The 14524-nt window shown below is 73.0% G+C and carries 17 protein-coding genes; 11 read left to right on the forward strand and 6 right to left on the reverse strand.

The window, feature by feature from the left end; all coding sequences use genetic code 11:
- The first annotated feature begins 120 nt into the window (after positions 1 to 120).
- Together AWH51_RS04850 and AWH51_RS04855 are read left to right on the forward strand one after the other, a co-directional pair.
- On the forward strand, positions 121 to 447 hold the full coding sequence (locus tag AWH51_RS04850) for a hypothetical protein (RefSeq protein WP_063070974.1): 327 nt from the start codon (positions 121 to 123) through the stop codon (positions 445 to 447).
- A 388-nt stretch (positions 448 to 835) separates the two neighbouring features.
- Positions 836 to 2011: a zinc-dependent alcohol dehydrogenase gene (locus AWH51_RS04855; protein ID WP_063070975.1), complete on the forward strand. Its 1176-nt coding sequence runs from the start codon at positions 836 to 838 to the stop codon at positions 2009 to 2011.
- Positions 2012 to 2097: 86 nt separating this feature from the next.
- Here the strand turns inward: AWH51_RS04855 and AWH51_RS04860 are convergent, their stop codons facing one another.
- A complete protein-coding gene (locus tag AWH51_RS04860) occupies positions 2098 to 2649 on the reverse strand; it encodes an NAD(P)H-dependent oxidoreductase (protein ID WP_063070976.1) in 552 nt (183 codons plus the stop codon).
- A 156-nt stretch (positions 2650 to 2805) separates the two neighbouring features.
- Positions 2806 to 3909, reverse strand: coding sequence for a Gfo/Idh/MocA family protein (locus AWH51_RS04865; protein ID WP_254654475.1), 1104 nt, complete (start codon positions 3907 to 3909; stop codon positions 2806 to 2808).
- Positions 3910 to 4032: 123 nt separating this feature from the next.
- On the opposite strand from AWH51_RS04865, the gene AWH51_RS04870 reads away from it, so the two are divergent.
- Positions 4033 to 5010: a LacI family DNA-binding transcriptional regulator gene (locus AWH51_RS04870; RefSeq protein ID WP_063071041.1), complete on the forward strand. Its 978-nt coding sequence runs from the start codon at positions 4033 to 4035 to the stop codon at positions 5008 to 5010.
- A gap of 5 nt (positions 5011 to 5015) precedes the next feature.
- On the opposite strand, the gene AWH51_RS04875 is transcribed toward AWH51_RS04870, so the two are convergent.
- Positions 5016 to 5762 (reverse strand): SDR family oxidoreductase, encoded by a 747-nt coding sequence (locus tag AWH51_RS04875; RefSeq protein ID WP_063070977.1) that lies wholly within the window; start codon positions 5760 to 5762, stop codon positions 5016 to 5018.
- A 217-nt stretch (positions 5763 to 5979) separates the two neighbouring features.
- Between AWH51_RS04875 and AWH51_RS04880 the strand changes: the two genes are divergently transcribed.
- The 6 genes from AWH51_RS04880 to AWH51_RS04905 all read left to right on the forward strand — a co-directional run bounded on the left by AWH51_RS04880 (position 5980) and on the right by AWH51_RS04905 (position 10315).
- The gene (locus tag AWH51_RS04880) at positions 5980 to 7104 is read left to right on the forward strand and encodes a hypothetical protein (RefSeq protein WP_131798101.1); all 1125 of its coding nucleotides are present in this window, start codon (positions 5980 to 5982) and stop codon (positions 7102 to 7104) included.
- Between the two features lie 212 nt (positions 7105 to 7316).
- Positions 7317 to 7583, forward strand: coding sequence for a hypothetical protein (locus AWH51_RS04885; RefSeq protein ID WP_063070979.1), 267 nt, complete (start codon positions 7317 to 7319; stop codon positions 7581 to 7583).
- Between the two features lie 39 nt (positions 7584 to 7622).
- Complete coding sequence (locus AWH51_RS04890) at positions 7623 to 8420, forward strand: hypothetical protein (protein ID WP_131798102.1); 798 nt, start codon at positions 7623 to 7625, stop codon at positions 8418 to 8420.
- A 33-nt stretch (positions 8421 to 8453) separates the two neighbouring features.
- Positions 8454 to 9260, forward strand: coding sequence for a DNA-formamidopyrimidine glycosylase family protein (locus AWH51_RS04895; RefSeq protein ID WP_063070981.1), 807 nt, complete (start codon positions 8454 to 8456; stop codon positions 9258 to 9260).
- Between the two features lie 30 nt (positions 9261 to 9290).
- Complete coding sequence (locus AWH51_RS04900; RefSeq protein ID WP_063070982.1) at positions 9291 to 9494, forward strand: hypothetical protein; 204 nt, start codon at positions 9291 to 9293, stop codon at positions 9492 to 9494.
- A 239-nt stretch (positions 9495 to 9733) separates the two neighbouring features.
- Positions 9734 to 10315: a pyridoxine/pyridoxamine 5'-phosphate oxidase gene (locus tag AWH51_RS04905; RefSeq protein ID WP_063070983.1), complete on the forward strand. Its 582-nt coding sequence runs from the start codon at positions 9734 to 9736 to the stop codon at positions 10313 to 10315.
- Positions 10316 to 10380: 65 nt separating this feature from the next.
- Here the strand turns inward: AWH51_RS04905 and AWH51_RS04910 are convergent, their stop codons facing one another.
- From AWH51_RS04910 to AWH51_RS04920, 3 genes are all read right to left on the reverse strand, one after another.
- Complete coding sequence (locus AWH51_RS04910; RefSeq protein WP_063070984.1) at positions 10381 to 10647, reverse strand: hypothetical protein; 267 nt, start codon at positions 10645 to 10647, stop codon at positions 10381 to 10383.
- Positions 10644 to 11090 (reverse strand): hypothetical protein, encoded by a 447-nt coding sequence (locus AWH51_RS04915; RefSeq protein ID WP_131798103.1) that lies wholly within the window; start codon positions 11088 to 11090, stop codon positions 10644 to 10646. Before AWH51_RS04915 ends, AWH51_RS04910 begins: the two co-directional genes overlap by 4 nt.
- Before the next feature lie 256 nt (positions 11091 to 11346).
- The gene (locus AWH51_RS04920; protein ID WP_063070986.1) at positions 11347 to 12747 is read right to left on the reverse strand and encodes a GntP family permease; all 1401 of its coding nucleotides are present in this window, start codon (positions 12745 to 12747) and stop codon (positions 11347 to 11349) included.
- Positions 12748 to 12916: 169 nt separating this feature from the next.
- On the opposite strand from AWH51_RS04920, the gene AWH51_RS16560 reads away from it, so the two are divergent.
- Positions 12917 to 13042: a hypothetical protein gene (locus AWH51_RS16560; RefSeq protein WP_302621239.1), complete on the forward strand. Its 126-nt coding sequence runs from the start codon at positions 12917 to 12919 to the stop codon at positions 13040 to 13042.
- A gap of 33 nt (positions 13043 to 13075) precedes the next feature.
- Positions 13076 to 13342, forward strand: coding sequence for an FCD domain-containing protein (locus AWH51_RS16440; RefSeq protein ID WP_254654483.1), 267 nt, complete (start codon positions 13076 to 13078; stop codon positions 13340 to 13342).
- Positions 13343 to 14524 lie beyond the last annotated feature (1182 nt).

Genomic DNA, 14524 nt, shown 5'->3' on the forward strand with positions numbered 1-14524 from the left:
TCGGGAGGTAGTCCGCGCACCCGTCCCGTGTCAACCCCCCGGCGGGGCATTGGGGTCCGCGCGTGCCGCCTGGCATCGTGGTGTCGGGTCACGCGGGCGCGTCGCCCGGGAGAGGGACGCATGCAGGACACGAGCGCCGACGACATGGGCGATCTGGTCCAGTCCTCCGCGAGCGAGGCCCTCCCCTCCCGCCCCCGCGGGCCGATCCGCAGCTCCACCGAGCAGGCGCGCTTCGTCGCCGGGTACTTCGGCTGGTCCATCACGGGCGACACGATCCGCGGCGCCGACGACGCGGTCGCGCTCTACATCGAGGACCTCGCCGCCGCCCTCGGCGAGCTCGGCTGGATCGCGCCGGACGGCATCCGCTGGGATCGCCTGCCCTTCGGCGAGGACGACGCCGCCGACGCCCTCCGCGCGGTGCAGCGCGCGCACGGCTGGGACGTCTGACCCGACCGCTCTCCCGTGCATCCGCCGGGAGCCACGTCAACCCCCTGGGCATTTCCCCACCTGCGGAGCACACTCTCAGCACGAGGCCTGACGGGCTCGGGCGCTTGAGGGTTGTCGAGAGTCCTCCTATGCAGTCCGGACCGTCGATCGATGGTCTCCGGATCCGCCCCGGAGCGGTCGTGTCGTGGACGACCGACGGCCGGGGCGGATCGCTGCGCGCCGTGCGCCGCCCGCCGCGCGCTGCCGCCCGCCGTCGCCTTCGCGCCGCGCCCGGCCGTCGCGGTTGCCTGGACGCGGCCTGGCTGTCCCTTGGCGGACGGCCCCGGAGGGCGTTGTGTGGATGAGCGCCGCCCCACGAGGGTCCGGCGCCCGAGCACGAAGGAGCACGATGAAGGCACTCACCTGGCAGGGCATCCACGACGTCGAGGTCAAGGACGTCGCCGACCCCGTGATCGAGCAGGACACCGACGCGGTGATCCGCATCACGTCGACCGCGATCTGCGGATCCGACCTCCACCTCTACGAGGTCTTCGGCCCGTTCCTCGACAAGGACGACGTGCTCGGGCACGAGAACATGGGCGTCGTCGAGCAGGTCGGCAGCGCCGTCACGAAGCTCAAGGTCGGCGACCGCGTCGTCGTCCCCTTCGTCATCGCGTGCCACGACTGCTTCATGTGCGACCGCGGCCTCTTCACGCAGTGCGAGACCACGCAGGTGAAGGCCCAGGGCAGCGGCGCCGCGCTGTACGGCTTCAGCGAGATGTACGGATCCATCCCCGGCGGCCAGGCCGAGCGTCTCCGCATGCCGCTCGCCGACGCCAACGCCATCGTCGTGAACAGCGAGCTCCCGGACGAGCGCTACCTCTTCCTCAGCGACATCCTCCCCACCGCCTGGCAGGGCGTGCAGTACGCGAACGTGCCCGAGGGCGGCACGCTCGGCGTCATGGGCCTCGGCCCGGTCGGCCAGTTCGCGGCGCGCATCGGCAAGCACCTCGGCTACCGCGTGATCGCGGTGGATCCCGTCCCCGAGCGCCGCGCCATGGCCGAGCGCCACGGCGTCGAGACCCTCGACCTCACCGACGACGTGGCCGACAAGCTGCGCGAGATGGTGGACGGCCGCGGGCCCGACGCGATGGTCGAGGCCGTCGGCATGGAGGCGCACGGCAGCCCCGCCGCGTCCTTCGCCCAGAAGGCCGCCGGCCTCCTGCCCGACGGCATCGCGAAGAAGGTCATGGACGTCGCGAGCGTCGACCGCCTCGCGGCCCTGCACACGGCGTTCGACGCGGTGCGCCGCGGCGGCACCGTCTCGATCTCCGGCGTCTACGGCGGCGAGGCCGACCCGCTGCCCATGAAGTCGCTCTTCGACAAGCAGATCGCGATCCGCATGGGCCAGTGCAACGTCCAGTACTGGATCCAGGACCTGCTGCCCCTCGTCGAGGACCCGTCCGACCCGCTCGGCGTCATGGACCTCGTCACGCACTCCGTGCCGCTCAGCGAGGCCGCGCACATGTACGAGATCTTCCAGAAGAAGGAGGACGGCTGCATCAAGGTGGTGCTCAAGCCGTAGCCTCCGGCGCTTCGACGACGACGGCCGCGTCCCCGAGGGGCGCGGCCGTCGTCGTGCGCGGGGCGTTCGGCCCCGTCGCGGTGGTGTCAGGCGGCGGTCGCCGAGGAGCGCACGGCGTCGAGCACCTCGCGGAGCTGCTCCACGACCTCGGCGTCGTCCGCCGGGTGGCGCTCGGCGAACCGGATCACCGACTCGGGGACGGCCATCCGGACGTCCTCGAGCACGCGCGCGCCGGCGATGCCGAGCGCCTTGCGGGCCTCGTCCTGCGCCCAGACGCCGCCGAACTGGCCGAACGCGCTGCCGATGACCGCGGTCGGCTTCCCCGCGAGGGCGGAGGCGCCGAACGGGCGCGAGGCCCAGTCGATCGCGTTCTTGAGCACCGCGGGCATCGTGCCGTTGTACTCGGGCGTGACCACGAGGAGCGCGTCCGCGGCGGCGATCGCGTCGCGGAAGCGGACGGCCTCGTCGGGGACGGATCCCTCGACGTCGACGTCCTCGTTGTAGAAGGGGAGCCGGTCGAGGCCGGTGTGGATGTCGAGCGTGACGTCGTCGGGGGCGTGACGCTGGGCCGCCTCGGCGATCTGCTGGTTGGTGGAGCCGGTGCGCAGGCTCCCGACGAGCACGAGGACGTGCGTCATGGTGTTCTCCTTCGGGGTCGTTCGGGTCGGGTCGTCTCCGTCGACGTGCCGCGGGGTGAGAGGCGCGTGCCTCTCCCGGGACCCTAACCGGCCTCCTCGGGCGTCTCCTCGGACGGGTGCCTGCGCGGATGGTCGCCGCCGGTGGACCCGGTGCCGTCAGCGCGCGCCGATGTCCGCGAGGATCCGGTCCGTCAGCTCGGCGAGGGCCACCGACTCGGCGTGCGGCATCTCGGCGCACTCGACGCTGCCCGCGCGGATCGCCTCCTGCGCGGCGCGGAACATGGGCACGTAGCCGCGGCCCTCGATGTCGTGCTCCTGCCGCTCGGCGTCGCCGTCGGCGGGCACGATCACGAGGCCCGAGGAGGCGAGGAAGAGCGGATCCACCTCGATGCGGCCGGCCGTGCCGCTGACGGTCGCGCCCAGGGGCAGTGCCGCGACGAGCGAGCAGGCGAGCGTGGCCTGGCGGCCGTCGGGCCAGCCGAGCAGGATCGCGACCTCGGTGTCGACGCCGCGCGGGAGCACGGTGCCGATCGCGGACACCGAGGAGGGCGCGCCGAACAGGCCGTGCGCGAAGGCGAGCGGGTACACGCCCATGTCGAGCAGCGTGCCGCCGCCGACCCCGGGATCCCAGAGGCGGCCCGCGCCCTCCTCGGTGACGAAGCCGAAGGACACGGCGATGGCGCGGGGATCGCCGATGCGGCCCGCGTCCAGCGCCGCGCGCACGGCGAGGTAGCCGGGGGAGAACGCCATCCACAGCGCCTCGAGGAGGAGCCGGCCCTCGGCGCGCGCGAGGTCGACGAGCGCGCGGGTGTCGGCGGCCGTCGTGGTGAGGGGCTTCTCGCAGACGACGTGCTTGCCGGCGCGGAGCGCAGCCTCGGCCTGCGACCGGTGGAGGGTGTGCGGGGTGGCGACGTAGACGGCGTCCACCTCGGGGTCGGCGAGGAGCGCCTCGAGGGTGTCGTGGATCCGCGCGATGCCGCACGCCGCCGCCAGCTCCTCGGCGCTCGCGCGGGTGCGCGAGTGCACGGCGACGACCTCGATCCCGGGCACGAGCAGCATGTCGGGCACGACCGAGCGGGCGATGCCGGCGGCACCGACGACGGCCCAGCGGGTGGGGCGGGCGGCGTCGTGGGCGGCGTCGTGGCCGGTGCCGGTGCCGGTGCCGGTGCCGGTGCCGGTGCCGGTGCGGTCGCGGTCGCCGTCGCCGTCGCCGTCGCCGTCGGGGGAGGGCGCTGGCGAGGGCGGCATCGACGTCGACATGCGACGAGCCTAGGCCGGGGACCGCGGCCGTACACTCGACCTGATCCACGCCGCGCCTGATCCGAGCAGCACCTGAGGGGGACCGTGGCCGCCGACGACGAGCAGCAGCAGCCCACGCTCGAGATGGTCGGCGCGCTCGCCGGGGTCAGCCGGGCCACGGTCTCGCGGGTGGTGAACGGATCGGGCAAGGTCGCGCCCGGTGCCGTCGCCGCCGTCCAGGCCGCCATCGCGCAGCTCGACTACGTGCCCAACCGGGCGGCGCGCTCGCTCGCGGGACGCCGCACGAACGCCCTCGCGCTCGTGATGCCGGAGCAGACCGCGCGCGTGTTCGCGGATCCGTTCTTCGCATCCCTGATCCAGGGCGCCATGACCCACCTCGCCGCCACCGAGCACACCCTCACGCTCCTCATCTCCTCGCCCGCGCAGGCGGAGAAGACGCGGCGCTTCCTGCTCGGCGGCAACGTCGACGGGGTGCTCGTCGTCTCGCACCACTCCGGGGACGCGACCTTCAGCGGCCTGCGCGACCGGCTGCCGGTCGTGTTCGCCGGCCGCCCGCTGCGTGAGGACGACCGCGACGCGCCCACCGTCGACGTCGACAACGTGGGGGCGGCGCGCGTCGCGACCGAGCACCTGATCGCGCGCGGCCGCACGCGGATCGCCACGGTGGCCGGCCGGCAGGACATGCCCGCGGGCATCGACCGGCTGCGCGGCTTCCGGCAGGCGATGGCGGCGGCGGGCCTGGATCCGACGCGCGTCGCGGTCGGCGACTTCTCGCCCGCGTCCGGTGCCGACGCGATGCGCGCGCTGCTCGCGCGCGGCGAGCCGATCGACGGGGTGTTCGCCGCGAGCGACCGCATGGCCGCAGGCGTCTACACGGCCCTGCGGGAGCACGGCCTGCGGGTGCCGGAGGACGTGGGCGTCGTGGGCTTCGACGACGACTACCTCGCGGAGTCGGCCGTGCCGCCGCTCACCACCGTGCGCCAGCCCAGCCAGGAGTTCGGGCGGACCATGGCCGAGGTGCTGGTGCGGCTGGTGGCGGGCGAGGACGTGGATCCGCTGACCCTCGTGCCGACGACGCTGGTGGTGCGGCAGAGCAGCTGAGGCGCCTACCGTCCGCTGAGCAGCGCGAGCATCTCGTCGTGACGGCCGTCACGCTCGGCGAAGCGGAGGCCGTGCACGTCCTGCACGAGGATCTCCTCGTCCTCCGGGCGGGCCTGCAGGATGCCCATGACCTCGTCGAGGAAGTCCTCGAGCGGCATCGCGTCGGCCGCCTCCGCCTGCCCGGGCATGAGCGCGGTCTGCACCTTGGGCGGCACGAGCTCGACGACCTCGACCGATGATCCGGCCAGCTGCGCGCGCAGGCTCTGCGTGTACGAGTGCACCGCCGCCTTCGTGGCGCTGTAGGTGGGTGTGACGGCCAGGGGCACGAACGCGAGGCCGGAGGAGACGGTCATGAGCGTGGCCTCGTCGCTGGCGAGGAGGCCCGGCAGGAACGCGTCGACCGTGCGGATGGTGCCGAGGAGGTTCGTGGTGACGATGGCCTCGGCGGTGGCCTGGTGCGCGGGGTCGCGGAGGTCCTCCGGCTGCATGATGCCGGCCATGGTGATCACCACGTCGAGGTCGGGGTGGCTGCGCGCGAGCTCGTCGCGGGCGGCGGTGATGGACGCGGGGTCGGCCACGTCGAGCACGACCGACGCCATGCCCTCGTGCCGGGCGGTGATCTCGTCGAGCAGCTCCGCGCGCCGCCCCGCGACGACCACGCGGTTGCCCGCGGCGTGGAGGCGCTCGGCGAGCCCGAGGCCGATGCCCGAGGTGCTTCCGGTGATGAGGACGGTGCGGCCGGTGATCTTCATGGTGCTCCTTCGCGGCGGATGCGCGGCTGGCGGGGTCGGGATCGGTGCGTGCGCCGCGCGTGGGGCGCGGCTGCGTGGATCGAGTGTGGCCCGTCGCGGGCGCCGCGGGGGTGGGCGCGCGGGGGAGCGGGGGAGGATCCAGCGGGCGTTCACGTGGGGAGGGGCGGGCCCGGGAGGCTCCGCGCGCGGCGACGCGCGCGACCGCTACCTTCAGCGGGTGCCCTCGCCCCTCCCCGCCCCGCCCGCGTCGACCGGGAGGTCCGGGACCGCCGTGGCGGCGACCGCCTTCTGGACCCTGCTCCTCGGCACCGTCGTGCTCCTCGTGCGCGGACTCGTCGTCGTCCTCGCGGACCCGTCCGCCGCGCACGACGCCCCGGCCTGGATCGCGGCGTCGGCGGCGCTCGTGCTGCTCCCGGCCCTGGTTGGCCGCGCGGCGCGCGGGGACGCCATCCGGCGCGCCCTCGGCGCCCCTCCCGCGACCACCGTCCTCGGCCTCCGCGCCCCGGCGCTGGTCGCGGGCCTCGCGGGTCTCGCGGCGATCCCGGCGGTGGTCGAGTCGCTCGAGATCGGCCTGCCCCTCGTGCACGTCGCGGGCGCGCTGGCGGGCGCGGTCGGGGTCGGTGCCGCCAGCCGGATCCTCGGCGGACGGGCGGGGGCCGACGCGGCCGAGCTCCGCGACGGCCTCCTCGACGGTGTCCCGTTCCCGGCCGACGTGCCGTGGGACCGCCGCGCCGTGCTCCTGCGCGTCGCCGGGATCGGCGGGCTGGCGTTCCTCACGATGGTGGTCGGGGCCGCCGTGCAGGCGCCGCCCGTCGACCCGTCGTCGCCGCTGGCCGACGGCGTCATGGCGCTGAGCATCGGCGCGGCGGGCATCGTCGCCGGCATCGCGAGCATGCTCGTGGTGCGTCCGGCCGGACGGGCCCTGCGTCCCCTCCTCCTCGACCTCGACAGGCCGACGCGGACGGCCGTCCTCCGACGTATCCGCGGCGCGGGCGCGGCGCTCGCGCCGGACCACGAGTGGCGGGCCGCGCGGATCGCCCGGGCCTGCCGCATCGGCGAGGCGTTCAGCGCCGCGGGCCTCGTGCTCATCGTGATGGGCGCGTCCGCTTGCGTGTTCGGCGCGGCGTCCATGACGCCGCCCGGTGCCACCTCCGTGCTGACGTCCGTCGCCATCGCCCTCGCGTTCGTCGGCGCGCTCCTCGCGGCCGTCCTCGGGGTCGCCTACGGCAGCGTGCTGGTGCACTCGGCCGGCGATGCCGTGATCGCGCTGGCCGCATCCCCGCGGCCGGGAGCGGTGGAGGCCGACCGCTGGTCGGCGCCGACGGGCGTGCCGCTCGGCTGATCCGGCAGGCGGCGTCCGCGGTCGGTCTGCCCCGTGCCGGGGAGCCGTCGGAGCGCCCGTGGGTCCATGGCGTCGATCGGGGAGCGCACGCGGCACGGATCCGACCACCCCTCGACACCGGCCGGACCGCACCGGCGCCGCAGCCGCTACGCCGCGTCCACGCGCGAGCTGAAGGGATCGGAGCGAGCGTCGGCGACCGATACGGTCGGCGCATGAGCTCGCGCGGCACGGCCCCCGGATCCACCCCGACCGACACGGCGCGCGCCGGCGGCCTCGGCTCCCGCATCGCACTCCTGATCGTCCTGGTCGCCCTGATCCTCGGCCTCGGCACGCTCTACGGCTTCGGGCTGTACCAGGTGGCCGTCGTCGCCGACGCGGATGCGGCCGCGATCCTCCCGCAGGTCACCGCGGGCCTGCTCGCGCTCGCGTTCGCCCCGGCCCTCGGCCTGCTGGAGCTGCAGTCGTGGCGGGACCCCTAGCGCACCGTCGGGACGCGCCGGCGCCCGGTGCGGGTGATCGTGTGGGTCGGCATCACCGCGCTCGCCGTGGTCGTGCACGCGGTCGCGTCGCTGGTCGGCGGCGTCTCCCCGCTCGTCGTCATCGGGTTCGTCGTGGCCGCCGTCGCGACGGCCGCCGCCAGCTGGATCCTCGTGCTGCGTGCCCAGGCCGCCGCCGTCCGCCGGCTCGGCGCGCGCCTGGCCGACGACAGCCCGACCCTCTCGATCGACCTCGACTGGACCGCCGACACGGCGCGACGCAAGTGGCGCCTCATCGGCCTGGTGTTCGTGGTCGCGCTCGTCGTGACCGTCGGCGGCACGCTGCTGCTCGGCCGGTTCGAGCGGCAGGATGCGGCCACGGTCATCGCGCTCGTGCTCCAGTTCTCGCTGCTCGCGCCGGCGCTCACGTGCCTGTTCGTCTCGATCGGCGCGCAGCTCTCGGGATCCGCCATCACCGGGGGCCTGGCGAAGGAGCACCGGAAGGCGGTGGCGCAGCGTGCCCTAGGCAAGGGCGAGGAGCTCGAGCCCGAGCTCGAGTGGCGCGCCGCGCGGCTCGCCGTCTTCAGCCGCACGCTGCAGCCGTTCCAGCTGGCGCAGTCGCTCATGCTGCTAGTCGGGATCTTCGTCCCCACCCTCATCCGCGGCGACATCGACGGCTGGTTGTTCGTCCTCTTCCTCATCAGCCTCGTCGTGTTCGCCGGCACGCTGCCGTTCGCGATCGTGCAGCACCGCCGCATGTCGCGGTACGCCGCGACCGTCGGCGACCTCCCGCGTGCGGACGCGCCCGTCTCGTCCGACCCGCCTGCCCAGCCCGCCTGATCCCGTGTCGGCGGCCCCCGCTACCGTCGACCCATGCCCGAGGGTGACTCCGTCTTCGTCCTCGCCGCGCGCCTCCGCGCGCAGGTCGCGGGCGCGATCGTCGCGGACGGGGAGCTGCGGTCCGGCGCACGGGCGGGAGCGCGGCTCGGCGGGCGGCGCATCACCGGGTTCGACACGCACGGCAAGCACCTGCTCATGCGGCTGGACGACGCGTCCACCCTGCACACGCACCTGCGCATGCAGGGCTCGTGGACGGTCACCGGGCCGGGCAAGCGCGTCCCCGAGCGGATCCGGCACCAGGTGCGCGTGCGCCTCCGCCTCGATGACGGCCGCACCCTCTGGGGCATCGACCTGCCCGTGGTCGAGCTGATCCCCACCCGCGACGAGCGCGCGGCCATCGGCCATCTCGGGCCGGACCCGCTGCGTGACGACTGGGATCCGGCGCTCGCCGTCGCCCGCCTCGCCGCCCGGCCGGACGACGCGATCCGCGCGGCCCTCCTCGACCAGCGCCCGATGGCCGGCCTCGGCAACCTCTGGGTCAACGAGGTCGGCTTCCTGCGCGGCGTGCACCCCGCGACGCGCGTCCGCGACGTCGACCTGCCGCCACTCGTCGACCTCGCCGCTCGCTCGCTGCGCCACTCGGCGACGGTGCCGGCGGCGTACCAGATCACGACGGGTGATCCCCGCCGCGGCCGCACGCACTGGGTGGCCGGCCGCGCGGGCCGGCCGTGCCTGCGCTGCGGCACGACGGTGGTCGGCGTGGACGATCCGGGCGGCACGAGCGAGCGCGGGCGGCGGGCGTGGTGGTGCCCCAGGTGTCAGCCGGGGACGCGACGATGAGGATGCCCGGCCGCGCCCTACGGTGGTGGCATGGCATCGGAGGTGTGGGTCGTCCAGCACGACGAGACTCCCGACAACACGATCCTCGGGGTCTTCGCGACGCGACAGGAGGCGTACGCGTTCGCGGAGGAGGTGACCGACCGCTTCCCGAACGGCGCGATGACGGTGCGCTTCCCGATCGGCTATCGCTACGACCGAGGCACGGGGTACGTGGAGTTCGGCCCGGATCTCTGACGCTCGTCGTCCGCCACTCCCGCCGCCCGGCCGCCCGAGCCGCGCTCCCGATCGACTGCCTGACCGTGCTCCCCGCGGATGCGGACACGGCGTCCGCGCGGGGCGTCTATGGCGGGGTGCCGGGCCGACCCCGCCCGCGTCGCCATGAACGTCACGGAGGACGCCCACGAGATCCTCAGTGAGGCGCTCCCCGTCGGCTCGACGTTCTGTACCGGGCGACCGCCCGCGAGGATGGCCCCATGCCCACCGACGACCTCGCCCGCTGGCTGCGCGCGCAGCCCTCGCTCACCGGATCCGCGCCGTCGCTCGACCTCGCTGCGCTCCCGGACGACCCCGACGACCTCTTCCGCACGTGGATCACCGCGGCCGTCGACGCGGGCGTCCCCGAGCCGCACGCGGCGACGCTCGCGACGGTCGACGCGGACGGCCTGCCCGACGCCCGCACGCTGATCCTCAAGGACGTCGGCCCGCGCGGCTGGGCGTTCGCGGGCACGCGCTCCTCCGCCAAGGGCGCGCAGCTCGCGGCGAACCCGGTGGCGGCGCTCGCGTTCTGGTGGCAGCCGATCGTGCGGGCGGTGCGGGTGCGCGGATCCGTCGCGGAGGCCACCGCCGAGGAGAGCGCCGCCGACCTGGCCGCGCGCTCGGCCGCGGCCCGCGCGGACGTGGATCCGGGCGACTGGGTGCTGTGGCGCATCCGCCCCGCGCACGTGGAGTTCTGGCAGGGCTCGCCCGACCGGCGGCACACGCGGATCCTGTTCGACCGCGTCGGCGACGGCGACGCGTGGATCCGGAGCGGCGCCGGTGGCGAGGGCCGCACCTAGCCGGACCAGTCCCGGGGCGACCCGGCGCGGGCGGGAGGCGCCACGCCCGCCCGCGCCGCGCGACGTCAGCGGCGGTCTCGGCCCACCGCGGTCACCGCATCCCCGATGGAGGTGCCGGGGTGGTCCTCGCGGTACGCGCGCACCGCTCGGGCGTCGATGTCACCAGCCGGCCGCGCCGGCACCCGCCCGAGCACGGCCCGGCCGGAGAGGAACGCGACGGCCAGGGCGACCACGATGAGGAGCATCCCGAGGACGTGATCGATCGTGAGGAAGGTCACGACCGCGAGGAGGGTCAGGAGGATCGGCGCGAGGGCCCGGAGCCAGCGGTTCATGAGAAGCACTGCTCCTTGATCTGGGTGACGCCGATGAGCTCACCGGCGAGGGCGGCCGCAGCACCCCCGAGGGCCTGCACCTTCTCGTAGGAGAAGCTCGCGCCCCACATGATCTTCGCGGCCTCTGTGACTCCCCCGAGCGACTTGATCAGGGCCTTGACCTTGAGGATCTTGGCGGCGGGGAAGGCCGTGGACGCGATCACGGTCGCGATCGCCGCGCCGCAGCCGAGGACGCTGGCCTGCGTGCTCACCATGCCCTCCGGTGCGGTGTTCGCGGGCGCGTTCGCGGCCAGCCACTGCTGCGTTGCAGCGTCGCCCTGGACGAGGACGTCATCGGGGATCTGCTCCACGAGGGCCAGGCCCTGCTCGAAGTCCCGCAGCTGGGCCTCCGAGGGCGCGCTCTGCCCGGTCGATTCGGCAGGAGCCGATGATGCGGCTGCCACGGCGGGACTCGTCCCGCCGAATGCGACGGCCACTCCCACCGCACCGCTGAGCAGGAGGGCCGATATCTGATTCTTGCGCTTCATCTTCCTGGGTCCTCTCGGATCGGAGTCGGACGGTCGTGCTGATCAGCTCTTAAGACGGTAGCGACCGGACGGCTCTTTTTCCACAGGCTTTGACGGCATACCCAGCGAAGGGCGGAGCGCCGTGGTATGTGACCAGCCTTCTTGGCCTCCTACTGGAAGGCGGGGTCGTCGCCTACACGACCGACGCCACCCCGAACACCGCCGCCGCGATCGCGAAGCCCATCGCGCCGATGGCCGTCTCCATCACCGTCCACGTCTTGAGGGTCGTCTTCACGTCCATCTCGAAGAAGCGGCCGACGAGCCAGAATCCGGAGTCGTTCACGTGGCTCGCGACCACGGATCCGCCGGCCACCGCCACGACGAGCGCCGCGACCTGGAAGGCGTTGAAGTCGCCCGCGAGGATCGCCGGGGAGACGAGGCCCGCGGCCGTGGTGAGCGCGACCGTCGCCGACCCTTGCGCGATGCGGAGGATCGCGGCGATGAGGAAGCCGGCCAGGATGATCGGGATGCCGAGGTCGCCGAGCACGTCGGCGAGGGCGTTGCCGATGCCGCTGGTGCGGAGGACACCGCCGAACATGCCGCCCGCGCCGGTGATCAGGATCACCGAGCAGACCGGGCCGAGCGCCGACTCGAGCGTCTTCTCGAGGGCGCTCTTGTCGATCCCGCGGCGCCGGCCGAGCACGAACGCCGCGAACAGCAGCGAGATGAGGAGCGCGACGGGCGTCTCGCCGAGCGTGCGGAGCACCTGGTACCAGGTCTGGTCGCTCGTGCCCTCGGGGAGGATCCCGCCGGTGGAGGCGGCGTTGAGGCCGGTGTTGAGGAAGATCAGGATCAGCGGGAGCAGCAGCACGGCGACGACGGTGCCGAACTTCGGCGGGTTCGACTCGGCGTGCGCGTCGGCCTCGCCGAGCAGGGTCGGGATCGGCAGCACGAACCTCTTCCCCACCCACAGGCCGAACAGGTACGCGGTGACGTACCAGGTGGGGATCGCGGCGAGGAGGCCCACGAGGATCACGATGCCGACGTTCGCGCCGAAGAACTCGCTCGCCGCGACGGGGCCGGGGTGCGGCGGCACGAAGACGTGCATCACCGAGAAGGCGCCGGCCGCGGGGAGGCCGTAGCGGAGCACGCCGCCGCCGAGGCGCCGGGCCACCGAGAACACGATGGGCAGCATCACGACGAGGCCGGCGTCGAAGAAGATCGGGAACCCGAACAGCAGCGACGCGACGCCGAGCGCGAAGGGGGCGCGCTTCTCGCCGAAGACGCGGATCAGGGTGTCGGCCAGCGCCTTCGCCCCGCCGCTGGTCTCGACCAGGCGCCCGAGCATCGCCCCGAGCCCCACGAGCAGCGCGACGGCGCCGAGCGTGGATCCGAAGCTGCCGACGAGCACGGTCACGATCTGCGAGGTCGGGATCCCGGTGGCGAACGCGGTGACGAGGCTCACGAGGATCAGCGCGACGAACGCGTGGATGCGCAGCGTGATGATCAGGATCAGCAGGACCGCGATGGCGCCCGCGGCGATCAGGAGGAGCGGCCCCGCGGTGAGGGTCTGCGTCCAGTCTTCGATGGTCATGGGTCTCCGTTCGGCTGGGCGGATCCGTGGATCGCGTCGCGGGAGGCGGCGCCCGGCCGGGGAGGTGGGCGTCGGTGCCTGCGTGGGGCGGGCGGCGGCGGGGCCGCTCGCGTTCCGTCTACACAACACCCGTAGCCGCGTCCGCGTCCTCGAGGCGATGGCGCTCCTCGTGCCGAAGCGCCGCGCGGGCATCGTGGTGCAGGGCCCGGACCGTTGGAACGTCTCCGACCCGCGCATCATCCGCTGGCGCCTCACCGGCCCGGCCCGCTCGGACCAGTTCCGCTCCCTCACCTAGCTGCGCCGCGCGGACGAGCCGGTCGCGGCGTCACTGGCCGCGCCTAACGCGACTACTGCTCAGCGCACGCGCACGCGCATCGCCGATCTCGCGGTCGCTCTCCGCCGCCCCTGCGAGGCCGGCGCCCTCGTCGACTTCCTCGCCGCCGACATCGAGTTCCACCACCTGATCCCCGAGGCCAGCGGTCACGACGTGTTCTGCGCCCTCCGCGAGGTGACCACGGAGGTCCTGAGCGGTCGCACGCACCAGGGCCTGATGCCGCGGCCGCCGCGGCCGCATGCGCTACACACTGACGAGTAGATGGGGCACTTGATCCGGGATGGCGACGCGGCGACGGCGGAGTCGTTGCTGCCGGAGGGTAACAGTGAGATTCGCTAGCTTTCTGACCTATCGTCTTCCGCCCCGGCGGAGAGGTGACCCGCCGTATATCGACTACCGAAAATCGTAATCCTCGTCCATGCCGCTCGACAACCAAATATCCTCGGCGTCGGACTCGCTCAGCATGTTACTCGACGGGCCGTCTGACCCGGAGTCATGGTCCTCGCCAATAGTGCAACGACAATCCTCAGCGTACACCGATCCAGGATCATCATCGCGCTCGGTGAACTTCTTATGCTTAGGCCCTGTGGGCATCTGGTCCTCGACCTCGTTTGGGCTCCGTCAGTAATCGTGGGGAGGAGCCAACACCGCCTGAACCAGAGCTTAGGGCCGTAGTACGACGCCTAAGCCCGGGCCAAATCAAGCTCCCGTCGCAAGAGTGACCACCCCTCGGTAACATCTCAGCCTCGCGATAGTACGACGGGACTGGTGGGCCGCAAAAAAAGTATCGCCGTACTCATCAAGACCGCCGCTCGAGCCCCGAAGACCCTCCCACACGCGCTGCTCACCTTACTGTGTCCGTGGGCTAATAGTGTGCCCTTGCTGGTCGGTAGAGAAGAGTGGAGTCGGTCGTCAGCTCACTCTCGTGCACCCGGCCGCTCTAGGTTCAATAAAGCCGGGTGCCACCCTTATTGGGGGTGCCACAGCTGAGAACTGCTTGTCCTTACTTCAAGCCTCGAGGCCATACTCGTCATATGGAACACCCGGTAGCTTTCCTCCCAGAACCCGAATATCTCGCCCGCATAGGTGCCCTTGCGTACACGGTTTCGAGTGTGGAGTGGATGGTGTTGGGGGACCTTGGCCGCCTTGCCTCCGACTTACCGGATCAGCTGTCGCTGACCGCGCTGGAGTCCAGGACGACGTCCCAGATCGCGATAGAGATAAAGGCTGCGCTTTCTGAAGTCGCTGCCGGGCCAACAAAAACATACTTGGTTGCCGCATATAGGGCGCTATTTAAGGTGGCCACCATTCGCAATGATGTTCTGCATGCGCGGCCGGCAACGCATCCGTCAGGGTCGCAGCGTCTTAGTAGGGCGGAGACCGCTAATCAGGCTCCGACGGGAAATCGTTTCTGGATCGACGACGGGTGGCTCGACGACGCTG

Source organism: Clavibacter tessellarius, from assembly GCF_001618005.1.
Taxonomy (GTDB): Bacteria; Actinomycetota; Actinomycetes; order Actinomycetales; family Microbacteriaceae; genus Clavibacter; species Clavibacter tessellarius_A.